The sequence below is a fragment of the Natronorubrum halalkaliphilum genome, assembly GCF_009834785.1.
GTDB classification, from domain to species: Archaea; Halobacteriota; Halobacteria; order Halobacteriales; family Natrialbaceae; genus Natronorubrum; species Natronorubrum halalkaliphilum.
On record NZ_WUYX01000013.1, the window covers coordinates 35,860 to 57,281 of the forward strand.

At 61.7% G+C, this 21,422-nt stretch carries 20 protein-coding genes; 9 read left to right on the forward strand and 11 right to left on the reverse strand.

Annotated features, from left to right (window positions below; translation table 11 throughout):
* Positions 1–82: 82 nt before the first annotated feature.
* Both GS429_RS02670 and GS429_RS02675 read left to right on the forward strand, forming a co-directional pair.
* A complete protein-coding gene (locus tag GS429_RS02670; RefSeq protein ID WP_201293943.1) occupies positions 83–628 on the forward strand; it encodes a hypothetical protein in 546 nt (181 codons plus the stop codon).
* 410 nt (positions 629–1,038) lie between these two features.
* Positions 1,039–1,572, forward strand: a complete 534-nt coding sequence (locus GS429_RS02675; protein ID WP_160062459.1) for a hypothetical protein — start codon at positions 1,039–1,041, stop codon at positions 1,570–1,572.
* A gap of 133 nt (positions 1,573–1,705) precedes the next feature.
* Here GS429_RS02675 and GS429_RS02680 read toward each other — a convergent pair whose 3' ends face one another.
* The gene (locus tag GS429_RS02680) at positions 1,706–3,787 is read right to left on the reverse strand and encodes a PKD domain-containing protein (protein WP_160062461.1); all 2,082 of its coding nucleotides are present in this window, start codon (positions 3,785–3,787) and stop codon (positions 1,706–1,708) included.
* 93 nt (positions 3,788–3,880) lie between these two features.
* Between GS429_RS02680 and GS429_RS02685 the strand changes: the two genes are divergently transcribed.
* On the forward strand, positions 3,881–4,126 hold the full coding sequence (locus GS429_RS02685) for a hypothetical protein (protein ID WP_160062463.1): 246 nt from the start codon (positions 3,881–3,883) through the stop codon (positions 4,124–4,126).
* Positions 4,127–4,821: 695 nt separating this feature from the next.
* Here the strand turns inward: GS429_RS02685 and GS429_RS02690 are convergent.
* The 4 genes from GS429_RS02690 to GS429_RS02705 all read right to left on the reverse strand — a co-directional run bounded on the left by GS429_RS02690 (position 4,822) and on the right by GS429_RS02705 (position 8,535).
* Positions 4,822–5,991, reverse strand: a complete 1,170-nt coding sequence (locus tag GS429_RS02690; RefSeq protein ID WP_160062465.1) for a hypothetical protein — start codon at positions 5,989–5,991, stop codon at positions 4,822–4,824.
* Positions 5,992–6,441: 450 nt separating this feature from the next.
* Complete coding sequence (locus tag GS429_RS02695; protein ID WP_160062467.1) at positions 6,442–6,987, reverse strand: PIN domain-containing protein; 546 nt, start codon at positions 6,985–6,987, stop codon at positions 6,442–6,444.
* Positions 6,984–7,598: a DUF7437 domain-containing protein gene (locus GS429_RS02700; protein ID WP_201293944.1), complete on the reverse strand. Its 615-nt coding sequence runs from the start codon at positions 7,596–7,598 to the stop codon at positions 6,984–6,986. The genes GS429_RS02695 and GS429_RS02700 overlap by 4 nt, the downstream gene beginning before the upstream one ends.
* A gap of 223 nt (positions 7,599–7,821) precedes the next feature.
* Positions 7,822–8,535, reverse strand: coding sequence for an FxLYD domain-containing protein (locus GS429_RS02705; RefSeq protein WP_160062469.1), 714 nt, complete (start codon positions 8,533–8,535; stop codon positions 7,822–7,824).
* Positions 8,536–9,595: 1,060 nt separating this feature from the next.
* On the opposite strand from GS429_RS02705, the gene GS429_RS02710 reads away from it, so the two are divergent.
* Positions 9,596–10,933 (forward strand): RNA-guided endonuclease InsQ/TnpB family protein, encoded by a 1,338-nt coding sequence (locus tag GS429_RS02710; protein ID WP_328821208.1) that lies wholly within the window; start codon positions 9,596–9,598, stop codon positions 10,931–10,933.
* A 181-nt stretch (positions 10,934–11,114) separates the two neighbouring features.
* Here the strand turns inward: GS429_RS02710 and GS429_RS02715 are convergent, their stop codons facing one another.
* A complete protein-coding gene (locus GS429_RS02715; RefSeq protein WP_160062471.1) occupies positions 11,115–12,986 on the reverse strand; it encodes a hybrid sensor histidine kinase/response regulator in 1,872 nt (623 codons plus the stop codon).
* 107 nt (positions 12,987–13,093) lie between these two features.
* On the reverse strand, positions 13,094–13,378 hold the full coding sequence (locus GS429_RS02720; RefSeq protein ID WP_160062473.1) for a PadR family transcriptional regulator: 285 nt from the start codon (positions 13,376–13,378) through the stop codon (positions 13,094–13,096).
* A gap of 362 nt (positions 13,379–13,740) precedes the next feature.
* On the opposite strand from GS429_RS02720, the gene GS429_RS02725 reads away from it, so the two are divergent.
* Together GS429_RS02725 and GS429_RS02730 are read left to right on the forward strand one after the other, a co-directional pair.
* The gene (locus GS429_RS02725; RefSeq protein ID WP_160062475.1) at positions 13,741–14,502 is read left to right on the forward strand and encodes a proteasome assembly chaperone family protein; all 762 of its coding nucleotides are present in this window, start codon (positions 13,741–13,743) and stop codon (positions 14,500–14,502) included.
* 120 nt (positions 14,503–14,622) lie between these two features.
* Positions 14,623–15,825 carry an MFS transporter gene (locus GS429_RS02730; protein ID WP_160062477.1) on the forward strand — a complete coding sequence of 401 codons (1,203 nt, stop codon included), beginning with the start codon at positions 14,623–14,625 and terminating at the stop codon, positions 15,823–15,825.
* A gap of 169 nt (positions 15,826–15,994) precedes the next feature.
* Here GS429_RS02730 and GS429_RS02735 read toward each other — a convergent pair whose 3' ends face one another.
* Positions 15,995–17,554 (reverse strand): glycosyl hydrolase family 28-related protein, encoded by a 1,560-nt coding sequence (locus GS429_RS02735; RefSeq protein ID WP_425438174.1) that lies wholly within the window; start codon positions 17,552–17,554, stop codon positions 15,995–15,997.
* Positions 17,547–17,930, reverse strand: coding sequence for a CFI-box-CTERM domain-containing protein (locus GS429_RS02740; RefSeq protein ID WP_160062479.1), 384 nt, complete (start codon positions 17,928–17,930; stop codon positions 17,547–17,549). The genes GS429_RS02735 and GS429_RS02740 overlap by 8 nt, the downstream gene beginning before the upstream one ends.
* Positions 17,931–18,260: 330 nt before the next feature.
* On the opposite strand from GS429_RS02740, the gene GS429_RS02745 reads away from it, so the two are divergent.
* From GS429_RS02745 to GS429_RS02755, 3 genes are all read left to right on the forward strand, one after another.
* Positions 18,261–18,866, forward strand: coding sequence for an OB-like fold-containing membrane protein (locus GS429_RS02745; protein WP_235920716.1), 606 nt, complete (start codon positions 18,261–18,263; stop codon positions 18,864–18,866).
* Complete coding sequence (locus tag GS429_RS02750) at positions 18,859–19,377, forward strand: metal-dependent hydrolase (RefSeq protein ID WP_328821209.1); 519 nt, start codon at positions 18,859–18,861, stop codon at positions 19,375–19,377. Before GS429_RS02745 ends, GS429_RS02750 begins: the two co-directional genes overlap by 8 nt.
* Positions 19,378–19,549: 172 nt before the next feature.
* Positions 19,550–20,104 (forward strand): metal-dependent hydrolase, encoded by a 555-nt coding sequence (locus GS429_RS02755; protein ID WP_160062481.1) that lies wholly within the window; start codon positions 19,550–19,552, stop codon positions 20,102–20,104.
* A gap of 166 nt (positions 20,105–20,270) precedes the next feature.
* Here GS429_RS02755 and GS429_RS02760 read toward each other — a convergent pair whose 3' ends face one another.
* Both GS429_RS02760 and GS429_RS21695 read right to left on the reverse strand, forming a co-directional pair.
* Complete coding sequence (locus tag GS429_RS02760; RefSeq protein WP_160062483.1) at positions 20,271–20,909, reverse strand: hypothetical protein; 639 nt, start codon at positions 20,907–20,909, stop codon at positions 20,271–20,273.
* Between the two features lie 315 nt (positions 20,910–21,224).
* Complete coding sequence (locus GS429_RS21695; RefSeq protein WP_201293945.1) at positions 21,225–21,395, reverse strand: HVO_0758 family zinc finger protein; 171 nt, start codon at positions 21,393–21,395, stop codon at positions 21,225–21,227.
* Positions 21,396–21,422: the final 27 nt, after the last annotated feature.

Genomic DNA, 21,422 nt, shown 5'->3' on the forward strand with positions numbered 1-21,422 from the left:
GATCTGTAATCGTCCGAAATAACTGATCCTTCCAGCGACGATACTCCCTACCGCCAACAGCTGGCTACGCACTCCACAGTGGGTGGGATCGAAAGGGACGGCGGGCTCGAGCGCCTACCCACTTCTCGAGACCCACAGACCTGCTCGCTCAGACCTCATCACTATCAGTCAATCCGGCAGCCGTCACAACTCGAGAGAGCGGCCGAAGTACGATACGAGCGGGTCGGTCGTTCTTTCGGAGACAGTAACGGATATCGCTGATGGGGAGGATCCGACGGGGAACCAACAGCCGAGCAACCCGGACGGACCGGAGCTTGAAACGTTCACGGTTACTGATGACACGCTCAACGACAATACCGAGTATACGGTCGACTACGAAGTCTCCGAGTCCGACCGGCTCGAAGAGGTGCGCGTAACCTTCGAAAACACGGAACCTGGCGAAGGATGGGCGACGAGGACGAAGACGAGCGACGAGGCCCCGACCGGTACGGTGACGTATTCACAGGGAGGCACCGAGGGACACGCCTACGAAATTACGGTCGGGGTCGTAAACGAAAACGGTATTGTCGTCGATTCGGGATCAATCGCCCATGTCGCAGGTAGCGATGGAACCGTGTCGTTTCCGTAATCTCGTTTTTGATGACAACACGTGCCAGCGACCGATCATACAATGGGTCTAGGCCATATATTTCGTCCATCAGACAAAATATACTCTCTCGTCCTGCTTCCCACGCAAATCTACGCTATCAAGAGAAAATCGTGCCGTATCTTAACCACGATTAGTAAAATCGTGGTTTTACTAATCGCAATTTTACTATTTGGATTCCGTCTTCGGTGTGTCATCAAAAGAGGATCCAAGATCGGGACGCGATTCGTCCCAAAGAATGTTGCGTAGCAGACCTAAACGCTGAGCCGTGCCAGACCATGCTCAGGGGAAGCCACCTCTCGAGCATTCATCCCACCAGAAGTACACTCGAGAACACTGTTCGAAGACATTCATGGATAGTTATATAATGTCCGTGACGAGTGTGGCGTACAATGACGGCACACAAACGGGTCGTTCCGGTGGCCTCCGGGGCGATGCTGGCGATTCTGTACTGTCTGTGGACCTACTGGATCGTGATCGGCTCCCTGCCGGTCTGGTCGACCGTGGGAGTCGGGGTCGCGACCGCGTTCGTCCTGTCCTGGCGTGCGGGTCGAACGGACGCGGTGGAGGGGACCTGGCTCGAGTTGGTCCGCGGCGTCGTCGTCGCGGTGCCGGCGGTAGCCGCGCTGATCGTGTACTCGGGGGTCGGCGGCATGCTCAGAACGAGCCTCGACGCGTTCAGCGGCGATCCGTTGACGGGGACGGCACCAGGAACCCAGTTCGCCGCCACCGTCCCTGACGGCGTTTCGGTGCCCTACAGCCTCTTTTTCGACGCGGAGCTGACCGGCGAGATTTCGACGGCCGAGACGTACTTCGCCCTGTTCGTGTTCGATCCGATCTACATGCTGATCGCGATGGAGTCGCTGATCCTGTTCGCCATCGGCTGTGTCATCGGCGCGCTCTGGTACGGACGGGTTCGTCGCTGACCGCGTTCTAACAGGTGCCGCTCGAGAAGACAAACACCGTATCGGAAGCAATCATAGAATAATTCTCGTGGATCTTCGTTTACTGGCAGAAATACAGCAAAGAGCGACTCAGGAAGACGATGGCGTCAGGGAATCATGCGTCAGATCCATCGAATCCGAGTGCGGAGGCGACCCGGGCTGCAGGTCGGACGACTGTCGAGCGAACGATCGAGCGTCGACGTGGACTCTGTGCAATCCAATCAGCGACCGGCGGACTGGTCCCGTAGTACAATCGGACGAACAGTTCACCAATCGTGTTTCCTTTCAGGCTCGAGTCACGGAACGCTCGTAACGTCTCGACCTGATCGTGGTCGGGTGTTCCACAGGCCGCCGTTGCGATGAAACAGCCTTCCCGGACGTTGACCGTCTCGGTTGTTACAGCGAGAGGCATGTCTGTGTCGTCCATAATGTATAGCGTAACCTCGTGATCGCCTGGGTCGCTGAAGGTGTGGGTCGCTTCGGTCCCAGTGGCGTCGATCCTGTCATCGTCCGTGAAGTCCCACATGTATTCCTCGATCTTTTCGGCCGGCTCGGACGCGCTGGCGTCAAACGTCACCTCGGTCTCGACGTCGGGAGACTCCGGCGAGAACGTAAACGAGGCCGTCGGGCCTGCGTCATCGGCAACAGTAACGGTATCGGAGGCTAACGTTTCGCCGGGCTTGTACTCCCCGGCCTGGGGCTGGACAGCAAGGGTAATCTCCTCTCCTTCGGTCAGATCCCTGGTCAGTTCGATCAGCCCATAGCCAAAGGGTATTTCGGGTGGTAGCAGTATTGGCTCCTCGATAAGTTCGTCGTCTGCCTCATCCACGACGCGCACCTCTACCTCGTCGTGATCGGCAAAGTCCTCGTCGGACACGGTAACGCTGATGGAGACGTACTCGTCGCTGTCGGACGGTTGTTGCGTAAACGTGGCGTACGATGCATCCGCTGAGGTCGGCTCTCTCTGAAGCGCCTTGTCGCGGTCCTCGTCTCCTTCTTCAAGGAGAGCAATCTCTAGGATATCGCCTGCTTCGAGTCCGTCGGTCAGGCCGACTCTGTCTTGAACATTCTTGCCAGGATCAACCGTCAGGACGTCCGCTGTCAAGTCCGATCCATCGGGCCGGAATGCTCGTACATCCACTCCGTCGTCACGAGTAGCTGGAACGTCAATATTAACTTCGATAGACTCTGAACCGACGCTGGGCCGTTCCGCGACGTCAAACTCCGGGTGACCAAAGACGGTCGTCTGCTCCGAAACCAGTACCTTCTCCTCGTCGTACTCGTCCGCAGCTTCCTGGATGGCCGCCGTGATTTCGTCACCCTCGGTAAGTTCTTCAGTCAGTGGTAGCCGGTCGCCCCAGATAGTCACGTACTCGGGTACGTCAATCAGATCAACGCCATCCGCGTCCACGATCCGCAGCTCCAAGTCCTCCCCGTCCGTATCCCGGTGGTCGTCGGAGACGGTCGCGATCACCTCGACGAAGTCGTCGTCGTCAGTCGGTTGTCGTGTGAAATCGACGTGTGTGGCGTTCACCGTCTCGCCAGCGCTACGGAGCGCCTCGTCGGGGTCTGTGACCCCTTCTTCAAGGAGAGCGATATCCAGGCCGTCTCCGGCCTCGAGCGGCTCGACCAGTTCGACGGTTTCGACGACGGTCTCGCCGGGTTGGACGGTGATGGCTTGATCCGTTAGATCAGTTCCATCCCAATGGAATGCGCGGACGTCTACCGGATCGCCGTCCGACGGAACAACGACCTCTACCTCGATGGACTCAGCACCTGGATCGGGTCGTTCCCTAATGTCGATCCCTGTTACACCGGCGTGTGGTCGGAAATGCGACAAGATATCGGGTACTGCATCACTCTGCGTCTCAAACTGGCTGGTGTCGTCGTACTGCTTAAACTGCGCCTCGAGGCCAGCCTCTTCGTAGACCGCCTCGCTGTGCTCGAATCGGGCCAGAGGATCGTTGCTGTACACGTCGGTTACGTCCTGACGTTGCTCCTCATTCCACACCAAATCGGAATCGACGAGATCCATTTCCGACTCGTCGCCTGTGTAGAGGAACTGATCGACGTCTGCGAACGCAGTCTGATCGAACGGCTCGTCGACATCCGCAACGCCGATGGGGTAGTTCAGCGTGGTGTCGTTCGCTTCCGTTTCTGGAAGGAGCGCCGTCCCGCTGAATCCACCGGCCGCCACCGCCCGGACTCTCTCGGGGTGGAGTGCCGCAAACCGGTTGACGAACAGTCCGCCATAGAGAAAACCGTTCAGCAAGACGCCATCAGCAACGGGATGCCACTCGTCAGTCAGGCGATCCGCTGCGTCGTCGATCGCGGCGAGGAGTTGCTCGTCGAAGCGTTCGAGCGGCCCCTCGTCGAGCCCCATCGTTTCGGCGTCCAGCGCCGGAGCACAGTACGTTTCATCCTCTGGTTCGGTCTCGAACCATGGGATAACTGGGACGAGCACGGGAACCTCGAGTTCGCGGGCGAACTGCCTGCCCCTAGCTTCGATCCAATTCTCTGCGTCCTCAACGTGTGATCCCAGATCGTCGTCCGGTTGCGAAAAGGGGACCGGCATCACGAGCAGTGGCCGTTCTTGGTCGTCACGGATCCGCGGCGGACCGTACAGGTGGTACATGTAATTGAAGTCGTCTCCATCATCGGGGTGGATAGTCGCTTCAAACTCGTTGGAGGACGCCGCGACCGACGTGGTCCCGCCGGTCGCTCCGAAGCCGATTGCACCGAGTACCCCCGCACCTGTAGTTTTCAGCACGTTCCGCCTGCTTGTGGCGACTTGTTTCTTCCGTGACCGATCAACTCCCACAAAATTACCGTCAGCAATATCTACCATACTGGTATCAAATAGCGAATGTTAATAAGATTTTTTATATCTTGGTTAAAGTTCTCTTCTATCTCCTTATGTTTTCCAATATCCGAGTACTCCAACCGAAATTCGTCCCACACGGAACTAAACAGCCGAAATTGGGGATCATCATCCCGAATCTTCCATCACTCATATCAACCCTTTACCCTTGTAGTCCGGAGAAAACTCAGCACGGGATAAACGAGTTATAAATAGGTTCGTTTTCTTTCATGTCAAACTAAATCCATCAACCTTTAAGTATTATCTCTGTACGTATCGTTTATCGAGTACTCGCGAAGAGGGATGAAAACCGCTCGAGGACATCCTCTCCCGACTCACGCCCACACCACCGAAAAAAGACGCCGACCCGATCAGTTCGCTTCGGCGTCGACCGGCGTCGACTCCTCGTAGGCCAGTTCCTCTGCGTCGCCTTCGACGTCGAACTGACAGTCCTCCGCGGCCGCTTCGACGGCCGCCACGAGCGACTCGAAGTCCGACTCGAGTTCCTCCTCGTCGAACAGCGGCGTACACTTCGCGCTGACGGTCACCGAGAGCATGGCGGCCGTTTCGGTCGTGGTCGTCTCGGGGACGGGGAACGGCCCGTCGCTGCCGTCGGCGCTGAACTCGTTGTGCGCGACCGGGTAGACGGTTCCCTCTTCGACGCAGGCGAGTTCGGCCCACTCCCGGGTGCGGATGGCGTAATCGTACGCGAGCACGCCGCCGCCGACGAGGACGAGGACGGCACCGAGCACGGAGGCGGTGGCCGACCCGACGTCCGCGCCGACCAGCATGATGCCGACGACGGTGAGGAACGCGCCCAGGGTGGCGACCGTCAACAGCGAATCGGCGTACTCGTCGTCGAGGTCGGGGACGAGGGGCTGGGACTGCTCGATCGGCCGGTTGTTCGCTTTGAACCCGCCTTCGGCGTGGAAGACGTCTTCGGCCGCGGCCGAGGCTCGTCCACCCTGGGTCGGCGAGACGTTCGTCGACACCACGTAGCCGAGGTCTTCGGCGCGCTGGCGCAGGGCGATGTGGAACGAGTGCGCGGCGAAGTTATCGGGCGCCCGGATCGTGAACTGTTCCGTGTGGTCGTCGAAGATCTCGTAGGCGCCCCGCCAGGTCAACACTGCCACGATCGCGCCGAGGAGCGCCGTCGCGACCAGGACGCCGGCAAGGAAAAACTCCTGGAGCGCGAGTGCGAGGACCATCACGACCGCCGCGGACAGCATCAACGCGACGCCGTACGAGCGCCGCAGGGCGTGTTTCCCCATCCGTGACCAGTCGGTCGCGGCGATGATGTCCTGACGGTCGTGGCCGAGGCTAGGCCGGGTACCGGGCAACGCCCCGCCGCTTGCACCCTGGTAGCGGGCGACCACGAGCAGGCCGACGCCCACGGCGGCCAGCAGCCACCAGAGACCGACGAGCGGTTCCACCGCGCTGAGCGGTGCATCCGGCCCCTCGGTGACACCGGTGAAACTCACGATGCCTAACACTCCGGCGAGTCCGATCAACCGCTTTCCGTATGTCGATGGTGATGCCATACCACGGACAACCTACGCGGAGCTAATAATTCTTTTTCTTTGATATATTTCGGCAGTGACTAGCTGATAGAAAGTAATTACCGATGGTGCCTTCAGAGACCGAAAGACGAGTAAAAGCGACCACGCACATCGAACGGCATCGATATCGATCACCGCACAAACGCCGTCGAAGAGACAGAGGATACCACTACCAATCAAACTGCTAACAGTACGTCCACGGTTACCGAACTGTCCGCGGCACGAGCATATGCAATAAAATGTACGGCGGACTCACCCGCACACATCCTGTTCTCCGTTTCATATGAGCGAAAAGCACCCCATTCGGACATTATCTAATCAATCGCTAGCAGTAGGCTTCACTTCGACTTCCTATAGGTCGTGACTATACATTAGTTTAGAAGAGAAGACTCGGTTCGAAAGGAACGGGGTACAGGTACGAAAAGATAGTGCTCAAATTTCTGTTTCCATGTAGGACAACACGTCCCAGATATTCAAAACGGAGATTCGACCGTCGTAGTACGTGTTACGCAGAGCAGATTCGATAGAATCCTCAGCGTGTCTATCATCGAAGAGAATTCCAATCCGGTCAAAGTTCCTGGATCCTAGTAACATGATGGAGATTGCCGGAAGCGACGCGTCCGTCTTTCGGAGTTCGTCAGGGTTCTCCTGTTCTCGCTCGGCGATTTTGGTATGTGCGCTGTCAAAGAGTTCCCCTGCACGTGGTCCATCGTGGACACGAACTCCCGGTTGGAGTTCCCCAGTCTTTTCGATCCATTCGGCAGTCTGAGCTTTGTCTACCCAGTCAATACTCATGTACGCTTGCTGTTCGTCAAGTTCAGTGAGTACTCGTTGTGTTAAAAATAGCCTTACATCCTCCTGTTTCACGTACTCGATGAAGGTTTGGTACTTGGCTGTTCGAGTTCCCCCGAGTGTCCGGAGAAAACTCGTGTCCAAGACCAACGCAGAAGGAAACGGCGTCAAATCGTTCCCGCTCATTCGTGCGTATACGGGGCTTCTTCGAGGGCTCTGTCGGGAAGCGAAACGTCGAATTCAGTGGCGGGGATGGAGGGATCAAGGTCCTTCAGCAGGTAGACGATCTTCTCGATCGCTTGCGTGACTGCAATTCCTTCGACAGCGGGAACCGCAAGCGCGTCTGCTGCTCCGCGGCGGCTTGTGTTTCCGCGTAGGTATTCGATGGTTTGTGCGATGGCGGAGCTGAGCTTCGGCTTTCCGTGACGCTCAACGAAGAGTTCGATATCTTCGTTCAGTTCAATTGCACCATACACGGCAATCATGACCGGACCAATAGGCTCTTCTCCGTTCCACATGCCGGATACTGGCTTTGCTTTCCAGAGGATGGCCCTTTCTCGTCTCTCGTCTAACTGTTCCGCTGCGCCGAGCTGTTGGAGGATCTTCGCATAGTTATGAGCGGCGCTACTGGAGAGATGGACGCGCTCTACACTTTCGCCGACTGTGGTCGGAGAGTTGAGAAGCATATCGGTGTAGAAGACCGCGAGTTCCGGCCTGTAGAGCAGCTCGTGGATTGTAAAGAACTCTTCTCTCTTCTCTTCGGCCTCGGGTGAAGTATCGGGGGGAGCGTGGGCCATTCGAGTCCACAGTACGCGGACTGAGGACTAAAAACCACTGGTCCGTTGCCCTCTCGAAAATGTTCGAACGACGTGACTGAGCACGCGTCAGATAAATTCGAATATCAGTTCGCTCCCTTGTGAACCATAGGCAAAAGCCCTCTGAACACCCCGATCACGCTCCGTGACCGTACTCGAGTTCAAAACATTCTCCGAGACGACCCGATACCCAACCGACCACCAGCTACCAGTCGGAGAGCACGATCCGGTGTGCGGCCGCGTCCTCGAGTCGATCCCGGCCGCGCCAGGAGAGGTCGAACGCCCACGGTTCGTCGGCGGGGACGTCGGTTGCGTTAGTGCGGCCGCTTCCGATGACGACGCAGTCCTCGTCGTAGATGATCCCGATCGCCTCGATGTACGGGAGTTCCGCCCCGATTTCGTTCGCCGCCAGCCCCTCGATCTCGACGCGTCGCTCGCCGACCGCCATCTCGCTGTCCTCGAGTACGACTCCGTCGGGGGCCGTCGGCGCCTCGTCGTCGACGCTGATCGCAAGGTCGTAGTCGGCCACTTCGTCGGGATCGGGAAGATGATAGACGCGAGCCTGCCACGTTTCGCCCGCGCCGAGGGTCCGGAGCCACTCGAACGTCTCGTACAGGGACAGCCCGTTCTCGTCGTACCACTCCACCTCGAGGTCGATCCGGCCCGACGGGGCGTCGCCGACGTTTTCGACCGTAACGTCGACGAAGACGTCCGGCGCAGGGCCGTTTTCGTCGATCACCAGCTCGTGGTCGCGGACGTCGATGTCGGGGTCGCCGTCCTCGAGAGCGGCCGCCTCGTCCGAGGGCGGACACGCTGGGTCGTCGTCCGCGTCGTCCTGACGCTCACGTCCGGCTCCCACCCATGAACCCGTGGCGGTTGCCAGCCACGCACTGGCGATCAGGTACTGTCGCCGAAGCATGTTACCACCCACCACATCCATCCCCTTATGGCTAACACGGACGTGCCGACCTTGGGAGCCAAAAATGGGTATTGGAAGCGGCCCACGACCATCGGCGCCTGAATCCCCCGGTGTGAGCGACGACGGACCTGCCTCAGGTGGAAAACCGCACACCGGTCACTGAAGGCAGGCCAGTCGAATGTGTGTCACTCTCACGCAAAGGAGTTGCCCAGTCGTATGCATGGTGACTGTACGGAACTCGTGAACCTGATCGAACAGAAAACCCGACAGTTCAGTCCAACAATCTTTGGCCGCAGCCTCTTTTACGATGCCGTGTGAGCTACTACCACGCTCGCGGGAACGTTGTCTGGTGTGCGGCGACCCCGCGGGCGCATCCTCACCCCCACGTTTTCGGAACCGCTCCGGCCTCGAGCGATAGCCGAACCGATCACGGGCGGATACGCGGTTCGCGGACCGAACCCTGTTTCGGGGCCGACGCACGGTATCCGAAGACCGGCACCGAACCGGCGACGGTCCAACGGCCAATACGCTTAATCGACTGGAATGTAATGGTGGAGTCGCGGAAACACCAGTGAAACCAATGGTGATATCCGCCAGCCAGAGACGTTCGAAACTGCTCCGTCACTGACCGCGGTCGTTCCAACGTCGACCGAGTAGGCGCGCAGTCTCCGATCGCTCTTCCACTGACACACCACCGGAAGGGGGTTCGACGTCGGCTGTCGGCCGGCGTTTTTTGAGTACTACCTTTCAACAGCGAGAGAGTGCCGCCGTTCACGGCGTTGACGAGACGCTTCGCGGCTCGTTCGCACACCAGAACGCGCCGCGTTCTGGGGACGGGCGTGAATCGCGTACGCTCCGGTGGGAACCCGTCGTGTTACTGCTGGTCCTGAGTCTCCAACGCTTCCAGGCCTGCTTCTAATACCTCTGTATAGGCTTCTGAAAGCCCCAAGTCGTTCGCTTCTGCATAGTCTTTGACTCGGCCACCGAGCGTGTGTGAAATATCGATGTTGGGTCGCATGACGAAAGGACTTTAAGACTAAAAGTATAATAATCTGTTGTCGTGAAGCGTACCAACACGTTCGCCGTGCGGCCCCTCTCCGAAGATGGAGAGCAACTGCTACGGGACTTGTTGGACGCTTCCGCCGCTCTCTGGAACGAAGTCAACTACGAACGCCTCATGCGGTACAACGACGAGGATAGCTACGAAGACGAAGGCGTATGGGACGCCGATACAGGCAGTCTCGAAGGCAAGTACAAAGGCGTTCTCGGCGCGTCTACCGCCCAGCAGGTGATACGGAAGAACTCCGAAGCGTGGCGCGGGTTCTTCGATACGAAGAACAAGTATCACGACGAGTCGAATACGTCGGTCACTGAACACCCAGAACCGCCGGGATTCTGGGGCAACAAAGACGACGGACGCAAACTCCATACCGTCATCCGCAACACGTCGTACACCGTCGAATGGGGCGACCGCTCCCGGCTCGAAATACTGGTCGGAAGCGAACTGAAAGACCGATACGACCACACCGGGCGTCTCCGGCTGGAAATCGCTGGCGACCCGAACTGGCCCAACTACGAGAAACAGGGCCGACTTGACCTGTGGTACGACAAGACAGACAGCACCTTCCGAGCTTCGCAACCCGTGACTGTCACTGATGCACGGGACACTCCACTGGCCGATGAAACGGCCACTTTGGACATTGGTGCCAACAATCTCGTCGCCTGTACCACGACGACCGGCGAGCAATATCTGTACGAGGGCCGTGAGTTGTTCCAGCGGTTCCGCGAGATGACACGAGAAATCGCCCGGTTACAGTCGAAACTCGAAGAAGGTCGATACAGTAGCGAGCGTATCCGGCGGCTGTACCAGAAACGGACTCGTCGCCGCGACCACGCACAAGAAGCACTGTGTCGTGACCTGCTGGAACGACTGTACGCCGAAGGGGTGGACACGGTGTATATCGGCGGCTTGACCGATGTGCTTGACACGCACTGGTCGGTCGAGACGAACGCCAAGACCCACAACTTCTGGGCGTTCCGGCAGTTCACCGAGCGACTGGCGTGTACCGCCGAGGAATACGGTATCTCCGTAGAAGTGCGGTCAGAGGCGTGGACCAGTCAGGAGTGTCCGCTGTGTGGCGGCACAGACCGAACGACACGGCATCAGGATACGCTGACCTGTCCGTGTGGATTCGAGGGGCACGCCGACCTCACAGCGTCGGGGACGTTCCTAGAGCGGCAAACAAACGAGACGGTTTGGTCGATGGCACGGCCCGTGCGGTTCGAGTGGGACGACCATGAATGGTCGGAGTCACCACGCTCTCACCGTCCCAAAGAACAGCGCACAGACCCGAGTACCGTCCACCGTGACGGGAATGTTGCCTCCGGAGAATCTTAGACTGGCTGAGACTCCCACGGAGGAAACCTCGGCGTTCACGTCGGGGAGGATGTCATCCCACTCGAGTAACGTGACTCGAGGTGACCAAGTAACGTGACGCAAAAGCAATCAATTTTCCGGTTACTGTCAGTCCACTATCGCTCCGAACCCACGTTGAACGCAGACGGTCGATCCAAACCCCTCAATTCGACCCGTCGCTCACAAAAACCTCGAATCGAGCCCCGCCGTCGGTCCCGTCCGTAACGTGTACGTCCCAGCCGTGGGCCTCGAGGATCCGCCGGACGATGGCGAGCCCGAACCCGGAGCCGTCGGCGTCGGTGTATCCCGACTCGAACACGTCTTCGCGGCGATCTTCGGGGATTCCCGCGCCGTCGTCTTCGACGTAGAAGCCGCCGTCGAAATCGCCGACGCGGACGGTGACGTCGGAGCCGCCGTGGTCGATCGCGTTCTGAAACAGATTCTCGAAGACGTGCCGAAGTCGGCCGGGATCGGCGCGGATCTCCGTCGTCGTGGAAACCTCGAGCGTGGCCGACGCGGTCGCCACGTTCTGCCAACAGTCCCCCGCGATGTCGTCGAGTGCCACCGACTGCATCTCGGCGACGACCCGTCCGCTCCGGGCCAGCGTCAGCGTATCCTCCAGGATCGCCTCCATTCGAGAGAGCGTCGCCGCGGCTTCGTCCAGTTCCGATGAGTCGTACTCCTCGCGGGCGAGTTCGAGATAGCCGTCGACCACGTTCAACGGATTCCGCAGGTCGTGAGAGATGATCCGGGTGAACTCCTCGAGGCGCTCGTTCTGGTGGCGCAACTGCTGTTCGCGCTCGAGGCGATCGAGCGCACTCGCCGTGTGACTGACCAGCAGCTCCGCCAGATCGAGATCGGTGTCGTCGAAGGCGTTCGGATCCTCGGAGACCGCCTGAAAGACGCCGTGGCTGCCGATGGGAATACTGAGCGCCGATCGGTACGGCCCCTTGGGGTTCGCTTCGGGATGCGTGTCGATATCGTCGATCAGGAGCGACTCGCCGGTCCGATACGTCTTCCCGGCGATCCCCTCCTCGACCGGCATCGCGATCGTGTACATCTCCGGCAGGTCCTCGGAGATGGCCGCCTTCGAGAGGTAGCCCTCCTCTTCGATATCGATCACGCTGAGGTCGAACTGCAGGATCGCTTGGCTGGCCTCGATGCTCCGTTCGCAGATCCCCTCGACCGTGTCGTAGGTGCCGAGATCGACCGCGACATCGTTGAGCGCCGTCAGGGCTCGTTCGTGTTCCTTGCGCTCCGTGATGTCGGTCATTGTGCCGACGATCCTGGGCTCTGGGTTCCCGTAGACGGCGATCCCGCGCAACTGACAGGTGACGAACGAATCGTCGGCACAGCGCCAGCGAACCGTTCCGGAGAATCGACCGCGATCGTCCTCAAGGTCGTCGAACGCCCATTCCTCTCGCGCTTTCACCGCCGCGTACGCCTCGCGAAGACCCGCTCGTTCGTCGGGATGGACGCGTTCGAACCACCAGTCCAGATCGGTCGTGTCGACCGTGTAACCGAACTGCTCGAATCCGGACCGAAGCGTCAGCGTTTCGCTCGAGACGCCGAGCCTGAAAAACGCGTCCGAAGCGGCACTCGTCGCGAGTTCGCACTCGCGGGCACACCGTTCGGCCCGGCGCTTTTCCACGGCGGTTTCGATACGGTTCGCGAGGACCGTGTAGTAGTCGCTGCCGTGATCTTTCTGCAGGTAGTCGGTCGCGCCGGCCCGGATCGCCTCGGATGCGAGCGCCTCCTCTCCCGTGCCGGTGACGAGAATGAACGGCAGGTTCGGACGCGCCTCCCGAACGATATCGAGGAGCTCCAGCCCGTTCGTGCCGGGCATATCGTAATCGCTGATGAGACAGTCGATCTCCGCGTCGCGAACTATCGCGACCGCCTCGCACGGATCGGTCGTCGATCGGATCGAGAACCGGTCGTCGACTCGAGCGAGAAACGTCGTCGCGAGATCGAGAAACGCCGAATCGTCGTCGACGAGTAACAGAGAGATACATTCATCCGTGCTGTCATTCATGCGTGGTACCACCATGAACTGTTATTTAGGCGTATTGGCCGAGTACCGACCGTCTCTGGACGTCGCTCTCGCCGCGGAAACAGCGGGAACAGCGGAAACGATCCGTCTCACTCGTGGTCGAAGTCGACGTACTGGTCTTCCCACTCCCGCCGCGCTTCGATCTCTCGTCGGCCGCGTCGCGTGATCGAATACACGTTGGTCCGTCGGTCTTTGGTCCCCTTCTCGACGAGTCCCTTGTCGACGACGTCGTCCAGGTTCGGATAGAGGCGCCCGTGGTGAATCTCCTTCTCGTAGTAGTCCTCGAGTTCGTCCTTGATCGCGAGTCCGTGCGGTTCGTCTTGCCCGGCGATCACGTACAGGAGATCGCGCTGGAATCCCGTGAGATCGTACATCGTGTCTGGATGCTCGAACCAGATATATAAAATCCCATCTATGTTTTAGCGAGTGACAGTCGGTTTCGGGTGAGTGTGCTGTCAGGATCGGGATCCGTTCGAACGGGAGCTGTAACTCCTCCCGCGAGCGGCCCACACCTGCCTCAGCCGTCCGCTGCGAGACGACCGTCTCGCTCGAACGGCCCGAATGGGAGCCGTCCTCGAGACCGACTCTCCGCCAGCAGGTTCCTACGGGACGCCGTTCTGATCGGAACCTGACACCGTACCCTACTGCTGGCCGACATCGACGTCCCGCCGACTCGACCCCAGGGCGTACGCTCCACCCCGATACATTTGTAACGGGCCGGTGTAGGTCGCCGGGTATGACCGACGATACGTCCGCGGTGACATTTCACCGCTCGACGGAGATCGAGGCGGAGGCACCGACGCTGATCGAAGGGCTGCCGGGCCACGGGCTGGTCGCCTCGATCGCCGTCGATCAGATCACCGACCAGTTGGGCCTCGAGCAGTACGGATCGCTACGGTCCGAGCGCTTTCCGCCCGTGACGTCGTTCGCGGACGGTCTGGTCCAGGATACGGTCCGCGTCTACGGAGGTACCGAGCCCGACGTGTTGACCCTCCAGAGCGACGTTCCGATTCCGGAGGACGCCTTCACCGAACTGGGCCAGTGCGTCCTCGCGGAGCTGGTCGCGGACTTCGGCCGCGCGATCTTTCTCGCCGGCGCGCCCGCTCAGTCCGAAGAGCAACAGGGCGAGGTGGTCGGCGTGGCGACGACCGAGGACCTGAAGACGCAACTCGAGGACGCCGGCATCGAACTCGCGGAGGGAACCGGTGCCGTCGGCGGCGTGACCGGCGCGCTCGTGACAGCGTGCTATCAGGCGGACGTACCCGTCGCACTCCTGCTCGTCCGAGCGAACCCGCGCCTCCCGGATCCGGCCGCGGCACGGTCGGTGATCGAGAACGCGCTCGAGCCGCTCGTCGAGTTCGAGATCGACACCGAGGAACTCCGCGAGCAAGCGGCGGAGATCCAGACGCAAAAACAGCAGGTCGCACAGCAGTTACAGCAAGCTCAGGACCAGGACCAGCAGGAAGAGCCCATGCAGGCGCGGAACATGTTCCGGTAGTCTTCGCCTCACGCCCTCTCGAGTCACCCACCTCACGCCCCTCCAGGCTCCCTCGACCGCTCGGATCAAGGCGAAACGATTTCCTCGAGCCGAACGCCTCCTTCGAACACGAAACTGCTGATGGACCGGTTACTGCGGGTGCGTCGAGAGGTGAGCGGCCTGTGGGCGGGCGGCACCGGAAAGACGCTGATCGCGATCGCGCTCGGCTGGGGGTTGCTCAACGGGACTCGCATGATCTACCCCGTGTTGCTCCCCTACTTCAGCGAGGATTTCGGGCTCACGCTCACCACCGCCGGGCTGCTCGTGACCATCATCTGGCTCGGCTACGCCGTCGGGCAGGTCCCCGGCGGGGTGCTCGCGGATCGACATGGCGAGCGAAAGGTGCTGACCGCGAGCGTCACCCTCGTCGTCGTCGGCGTGGGCTGTGTCCTCCTCGCGCCGACGGCAGTCGTCCTGTTCGCGGCGACCGCGCTCGTCGGGCTGGGGCTCTCGCAGTATCCGATCGCCCGAATCACGGCCCTGTCGGATCTCTATCCCGATCGGATCGGACGCGCCTTAGGCGTCACCATGGCGTCGGGCGATATCGGGCAGACGATCCTCCCGCCGGTCGCGAGCGCCCTCGCAGTGGCGGTCGCCTGGCAGCTCGGACTGGGGTTCGTGCTGCCGCTGCTCTGTGTCACCGCGATCGTCATCTGGCTGGTCTTGCCGAGACACGAACCGGCCGACAGCGCCGTCGACACGCTTTCGGTCGAGAGCATCAGGTACGTACTCGGCGAACTCCGCACGCCGGCCATGGGCACGATGGCCGTCATTCTCTTCCTGTTTATCTTCGTCTGGCAGACGTTTTCGGCGTTCTACCCGACGTACCTGGTCAACGTGAAGGGGTTCTCGACGACGACGGCGGGCGGCCTGTTCGGGCTGTTCTTCGCCGTCGGCGTCGTCGCCAAGCCGCTGGCCGGAGCGGCCTACGACAGGATCGGCCTCCGCGGCTCGTTGCCGCTCGTCCTCGCCGGCTCGATCGTCGGACTCGCCGCGCTTCCGTTCGCCGAGGGGTTCTGGCCGATCGTCGGGATCACCGTCCTCATCAGTACGATGCTGGGCTCGGGAGCGATCACGCAGTCGTACCTCGCCGATACGATCCCGCCGGATATTCAGGGCACCGGGTTGGGCGTGATCCGCTCGAGCGCCGCGATACTGGGGGCCGGGGGCCCGGTTTTCTTCGGCGCGGTCGCCGAGCGCGGCTACTTCGACGAAGGGTACCTGCTGCTGGCGGTCCTCGTCGGGGTCGTGACGCTCCTTACGCTTCGGATGCCGCGGGCCTAGAGCTTTCGTCGCCGGCTCGAGTTCCGAGTCTCTGACCTCGACTCTCGAGTTCCGGCCCCGATCGCTCGTCTCCGGTCTCAAATCTCGAACCCTGCGTCTCGAGTCCCCAAAACAGCGTCTCGCTGCCACACAACGGTCGTCCGTCACAGCCGGCCACAAACGGCGCTGGTTACGAAGACGGCGGGGACGTAGTCCACGCTCGAAACTCGCCGACGTCCCCGTCGGTGTCGTCGTCGGGGTCTCCAGTGGCCGTTCGAGTTCCGACGCCGTCGAACGCGACGCCGCCGTAGGCGACGCTACTGTCGGGGCCCGCGTAAATGCCGACGGTGCCACAATCGGCCGCTCGGGCGGTCGTCAGCGTCACGTCGACGTTCTCCCGGAAGCGAAACGCCTGATTGTCCGCGCCGCTCGCCGTCACGTTGCTCATTTTCAAGTCATCCATGTCGTCGAAGAGGATCGCGTTCGTAAACGCCCCGTCGACGCTTAGGTTGGAGAGTTCGGCGCCGTCGAAGCCGCTCGCGTACAGCCCCGATCCGGCAGCCAGCCCCTCGTCGTCGGTCCTGATCGTGACGTTGCTGATCGTCAACTCCCGTCGACCGCTCTCGATATGCCCCAGCGAAATTCCCCGCGCGTTGTCGATACACGAGACGCCGTCGACGGTCAGGTCCTCGAGCAGCCCGCCGGTATCGGCCCTGATAGCCGAATCCCGACAGCCGGTGATGTACCCGTCTTCGATCGTGATCGACTCGTTCCCGTCGCGGTGGATGTGGACGCCGTACTCCGCGCCGTTCTCCGGATCGATCTCGAAGTTCGTGAGAGTGCAGTTTCTGGTTGGAGTGCCGTCGTCTTCGACGCGTGCGTACCTGTCTCCGTCCTGTATCCCGTTCGCTTCCGTACCCTCGTTCTGATTGTCGAGCTGAAACGGCGCGTCTATCTCGTGCTCCCCGCCGCGGGTCGCCCAGTAACCGTCCACGACGACGTTTTTCGACGACACGATATCGATGTGATGGTAGTAAATCCGGTCGCCGTAGATGTTCTCCAGTCGGACGTTCGCCGCGTGGGCGGGCAGAACGCCGTTCGCCTCCGGCGCGTCGATTCGGACGTTCCGAATGCCCCAGTTCGACGCGCCGTCGTACCCCGTCTCGTCGTAGCCCCGGTTGGAGAACAGCGCCCGTCCTTCGTCGCCGTCGGGGCGTGGCCCTTCGAAAACGGTCGAGCGGCCGGCGCCCAGCAACAGCGTATCGTCGCCGATCAGCGGCGTGCGCTCGAGGAGATATCGCCCCGGCGGGAAGTACACGACGCCGCCGCCCGCTTCGTCGACCGTCTCGAGGAGGTCGTGTACGTCCCCTCCGACCTCGGTGGTACCGTCGCCGTCGATTCCGTGAGCCTCGACGTTCCACACGGGAGTCTCCGCGGTTCGTCCGTGGACGACGTCGAGGACATCTCCGACCCCCGATTCGAAAGCCACCGTCTCGTACTTCCTGGTGGCACGGACCCATTCGGAGCCGTTCCCGTCGAAGACGCGGCCGGTGTCCGTCGCGATGAAGATCGCGTCCGCGTACGGTTCGTACTCGCCTTTGTTCGCTTCGCGATCTCGAGCGACGAGTTTCGCCTCGAGTTTCGCGGTCATGTCGTCGTTCATTACGTCTTCGCCCCAGTTCCCCTCGTAGGAACCGGGGACGGGACGTGGCAGGTCGTGGTTCTGGGTCGGGTTCTTGTCCTCAGACATTAGTCGTGAGCCTCGTGACCGGGCGGATTAGGTACCGCCGCGTCAGTCGCTTTCGTCGTTCGCTGCGGCCGATCCATCGCGCGATCGGCGGGCTGATTCGGTAGTAGGTTCGGATGAACAGTCGGCCGAGCGCGCGCCGGGCCAGAACGCGGTCGCGGAACTCGCGTAACTCGAGGACGCGATCGTGATCGGCCGAGCCGTAGGCGGCGGTCGCGATGAAACAGTCCTGGGACGTCGTCCCGCCCCACGGTCCGGCTCCCCACGACCCCTCGCCCCACCCCGTTTCCGTCTCGCCGGCGGACGCCGAGCCCGTCAGCCCGATCGCCGACAGCGCGCCGGTGACGGCGGCGATCAGCCGTCGCCTCGAAACTGACATGCCACTCCTGTTGGAGTAACATTATATAGGTCTGTCGTGACAGTCGGCCGAGGTCACGGTAGCCAGGAGTTGCGGTCGTCGGCCGCCGAACGTCCGTTTCACGACGAAACGACAGTCCGGAACCGGGCCGGGTGAGAGAACACCACACCCCTCCTATCGCACGTCTGAAACGGCGGTACCGTCGTGCGGTCGGGTCACCGAGTCCCAACGACCGAATCGAACGCCGATCCGTCTCCAGGCGCGCCCTCGAGAGATCGCCACGCGCGCGCCGAAGCGACGAGCAGAACACAAGACCTTTCGTTCGGCTAATCGCTGTTCTCGAGAGAATCAATGCAGTCGCTTCCGGCAGGCCAGCGCGGGCGGATCCTCGCTGCAGTCGTTCTCGCAGCCCTCCTCGGCGGGTGTCTGCTCTGGGCGGGCGCGACGCCCGGGGACCCGATCGACGGCGCGTATCCGGACGAAGTCGAGGTGACGCCAGCGCCCGAGTCGTACGTCGGCGAGCAAGTCTCCCTTGGCGGGCAAGTCGTCGACACCGACCCCGTCGTGATCGCGACCCGCGCCAGCGGGTACGGACAGTTCACGCTCGTCGGTGCGGACGAACGCCTCCAGAACGCCGACGGCCCGCTCGACGAAGGCGACCGCGTGACCGCCTTCGGCACGCTCGAGGACGAGTCGACGCTGGTCGTCGAACGAACGACGACCCGCCAACGGGCCGAGACGAGGTACATGCTCGTCGTGTCGGCGATCGCCGGCCTCTGGGTCGCCGGCCGGTTCGTCCGCGGCTGGCGCTTCGATCGGGAGACGCTCGCGTTCGTCCCGCGAGCGCAGTCCTCCGAAGCCGACCGGCGAGCCTCGAGAGACCACGGGGAAGACGATCGGCGTGCGAACCCGTCGGACCACCCTGTCAACGCTGACGGAGGCGAGCGCCGTGCCTGACCTGCTCACCCACGTGCTCGTCGGCTACATCATCGGCACGCTCCTCTCGATCCGCTACGAGCGACTCCGACCGGCCCACGTCACGCTGGTGATGATCGGCGCGCTCTCGCCGGATTTCGTCAAGATCCAATTGCTGATCCCGGACGGCCTCGCATCGGCGCTGCTCGGCGTGCCGTTTTCGTGGTCGCCGTTGCACACGCTGGGCGGCTCCGTCCTCGTCATCGCCCTCGGATCGCTCCTGCTCGCTCCCGAGTACCGAGCACAGGCGATCGTCCTGTTCGCGATCGGCGCGCTGTCCCACCACGTCCTCGACGTGTTGCTTATGACGCCGACGGGGGAAGCCTACGCCGTCTTCTGGCCGCTGACCGAGTACCGACCGCCCGCGGGCGGGCTCTTCCTGAGCAGCGACCGCTGGCCGGCGGCCGTCGCCGGGCTCGGCGCAGCTCTCGTCTGGGCGGTCGCTCGGTATTCCGAGGGCGCGACCGGAACGGACTCGTCGACGATCGACTAACTGTAGGCTCGAGTAACTGCACCCTCGAATGACTACAGGCTCAAGCACCAGCAGGCTCGAGTAACGACACCCTCGAAACCGCTCCGTGCGCGTAACCGCCACACCGCGCCACCCTCTAGCGACGACGTCCAACCGCGCCAGTTATATTCCGCCCACACATCACCCCGACGTAATGTGGCCACTCGGACACGCCGCCGTCGCGTACCTCTGTTACACGGTCGCGACTCGAGCCCGATTCGACGCTCCGCCGGCACATATTCCGGTGTTGGTGCTCGTCTTCGGCAGCCAGTTCCCCGATCTCGTGGATAAGCCGTTGGCGTGGTATCTGGGGGTCATCCCGACGGGACGAACGCTCGCCCATTCGTTGCTCGTGTTAGCCCCGCTCTCGATCGCCGTCTACGCACTCGCCAGCCGCTACGGCCGCAGCGAGTACGGGATCGCCTTCGCGATCGGGGCGCTCTCACACTCGCTGGTCGACGCCCTGCCAGCGCTCTGGGGAGACACCGCCAGCGCGGAGCACCTCCTCTGGCCGGTGACGCCGGTCGAACCCTACGAAACCGGCGCGCCGAGCGTCCTCCAGCTCTTTCAGGACTCGCTTGGCGACCCCTACTTCCTCTCGGAGTTCGTCCTCGCCGCGATCGCGTTCGTGCTCTGGCGTCGAGACGGCTACCCCGGCCTCGAGCCGTTTCGAGCCGCGCTCGCTCGAGTGAGGCCGACACCGGGGTAATGGAAGCTGGAGTCTCGCTAAACGTCGGTACACACCTGATCGGACGTGATGGACACGAGTCGGTGCTAGCGGGTGGGGTTCGGGAAAACCGAGCAGCGGGAGGACGCAGTCCGGGAGACACTGTGCGGTGGCACTCCTCGCGGTCCTTCCGAAGCGGCTAGCGCCACTAGCTCGTCGCCTCAACGACGATTTCCCGGTCCTGGCGGGACTGTACGAGCACGGTCGCCCGATCCGGGAGGCCGCCCCCGTCGGGCGTTACGCGAACCAGCGTCGACGCGTACATGTTCATCGAGTCGCCCTCGTCGCCGTTCCCAACGGAGGCACTCCCGACGAGTTCGCCGTCGCGGACCCCCAGTTGATCGACGTCGGTTGTGAGGTCGCTCGTGCCGAGTCCGACGGCGACGACGTAGAGTAGCCGCGCCGCATCGAAGTCTGTCTCGTCGATGAACGCCTCGAGGTCGTCCTCTCGATCCGCTTCGACCTCCTCGAACGGCAGGCTCTCGGTCGCGTCAGCCGCCGAGTCGTACAGGGCGGCGTAGCCGGCGGGGTTCTCCCTATCCACCGCCCACGGCGGCGTCTCGTGGGTCCGTGCAACGTGTACCTCCTCGTACTCGATGTCCGTCGCGTCCTCGAGTTTCTCGCCTACCTCCGACCGGCTCAACTCGCTCTCAACGAGTTCTGCGCCTTCCGTATCGTTCTCGCCGTGTTCTTCGCTGTCGGTCTCGCCGTCGGTTGGGTCGGTCTCGCCGAGACAGCCCGCCAGCGTCAGTGCGCCGATTCCCGCGAGGAGGGGCCGCCGTTTCATACTCGTAATTCCCGACGAGGATACAAGAACGTCCTCCAAGGTGAAAATCTGCTCTGCCATGCAATACAAACCGAACGGACAGCTGATACGGTGGGCCTCGCCCCACGGACCGACGACCAACTGCACTGTGACAGCCGCCACGAAGCAGCCACGAGCACGTCACGATCAAATCGAGCGCAGCGATCGGCATACAACTCATCGCAGCCGATATCGGCTCCATCGGACCCACGCCTCACCGAGCGAGCCGCGAGGCCGACGCTTACGGCGGACGGCTGACGGACTCGAGAGCCCGGGCGGCGCTACAAAATGAGAACGCTACCGAATCTCTTTCCACTCTGCGTCGCAGTCCGGACAGATGCGGACGGTCTTGATCTGATCCGGGTCGTTCTCGGTCTTCAGGGGCTTTTCACACTCGCCACAGACGAGTCGATCGTACGTGTCCTTCTCGAGGTCGCCGTTGCGAAGTGCCTTCCGGACTGATTGCATGTTCCCCCCCTACGAAGGTGGGGGAGA

Coding starts and splice junctions, on each gene's coding strand:
- GS429_RS02695 (WP_160062467.1), bottom strand. CDS start 6,987: ATGAGCGGGAACGATTTGACGCCGTTTCCTTCTGCGTTGGTCTTGGAC.
- GS429_RS02720 (WP_160062473.1), bottom strand. CDS start 13,378: ATGTACGATCTCACGGGATTCCAGCGCGATCTCCTGTACGTGATCGCC.
- GS429_RS02675 (WP_160062459.1), top strand. CDS start 1,039: ATGACGGCACACAAACGGGTCGTTCCGGTGGCCTCCGGGGCGATGCTG.
- GS429_RS02735 (WP_425438174.1), bottom strand. CDS start 17,554: ATGTCTGAGGACAAGAACCCGACCCAGAACCACGACCTGCCACGTCCC.
- GS429_RS02700 (WP_201293944.1), bottom strand. CDS start 7,598: ATGGCCCACGCTCCCCCCGATACTTCACCCGAGGCCGAAGAGAAGAGA.
- GS429_RS21695 (WP_201293945.1), bottom strand. CDS start 21,395: ATGCAATCAGTCCGGAAGGCACTTCGCAACGGCGACCTCGAGAAGGAC.
- GS429_RS02745 (WP_235920716.1), top strand. CDS start 18,261: ATGCAGTCGCTTCCGGCAGGCCAGCGCGGGCGGATCCTCGCTGCAGTC.
- GS429_RS02715 (WP_160062471.1), bottom strand. CDS start 12,986: ATGAATGACAGCACGGATGAATGTATCTCTCTGTTACTCGTCGACGAC.
- GS429_RS02685 (WP_160062463.1), top strand. CDS start 3,881: ATGCCACTCGTCAGTCAGGCGATCCGCTGCGTCGTCGATCGCGGCGAG.
- GS429_RS02690 (WP_160062465.1), bottom strand. CDS start 5,991: ATGGCATCACCATCGACATACGGAAAGCGGTTGATCGGACTCGCCGGA.
- GS429_RS02740 (WP_160062479.1), bottom strand. CDS start 17,930: ATGTCAGTTTCGAGGCGACGGCTGATCGCCGCCGTCACCGGCGCGCTG.
- GS429_RS02755 (WP_160062481.1), top strand. CDS start 19,550: ATGTGGCCACTCGGACACGCCGCCGTCGCGTACCTCTGTTACACGGTC.
- GS429_RS02725 (WP_160062475.1), top strand. CDS start 13,741: ATGACCGACGATACGTCCGCGGTGACATTTCACCGCTCGACGGAGATC.
- GS429_RS02730 (WP_160062477.1), top strand. CDS start 14,623: ATGGACCGGTTACTGCGGGTGCGTCGAGAGGTGAGCGGCCTGTGGGCG.
- GS429_RS02760 (WP_160062483.1), bottom strand. CDS start 20,909: ATGAAACGGCGGCCCCTCCTCGCGGGAATCGGCGCACTGACGCTGGCG.
- GS429_RS02705 (WP_160062469.1), bottom strand. CDS start 8,535: ATGCTTCGGCGACAGTACCTGATCGCCAGTGCGTGGCTGGCAACCGCC.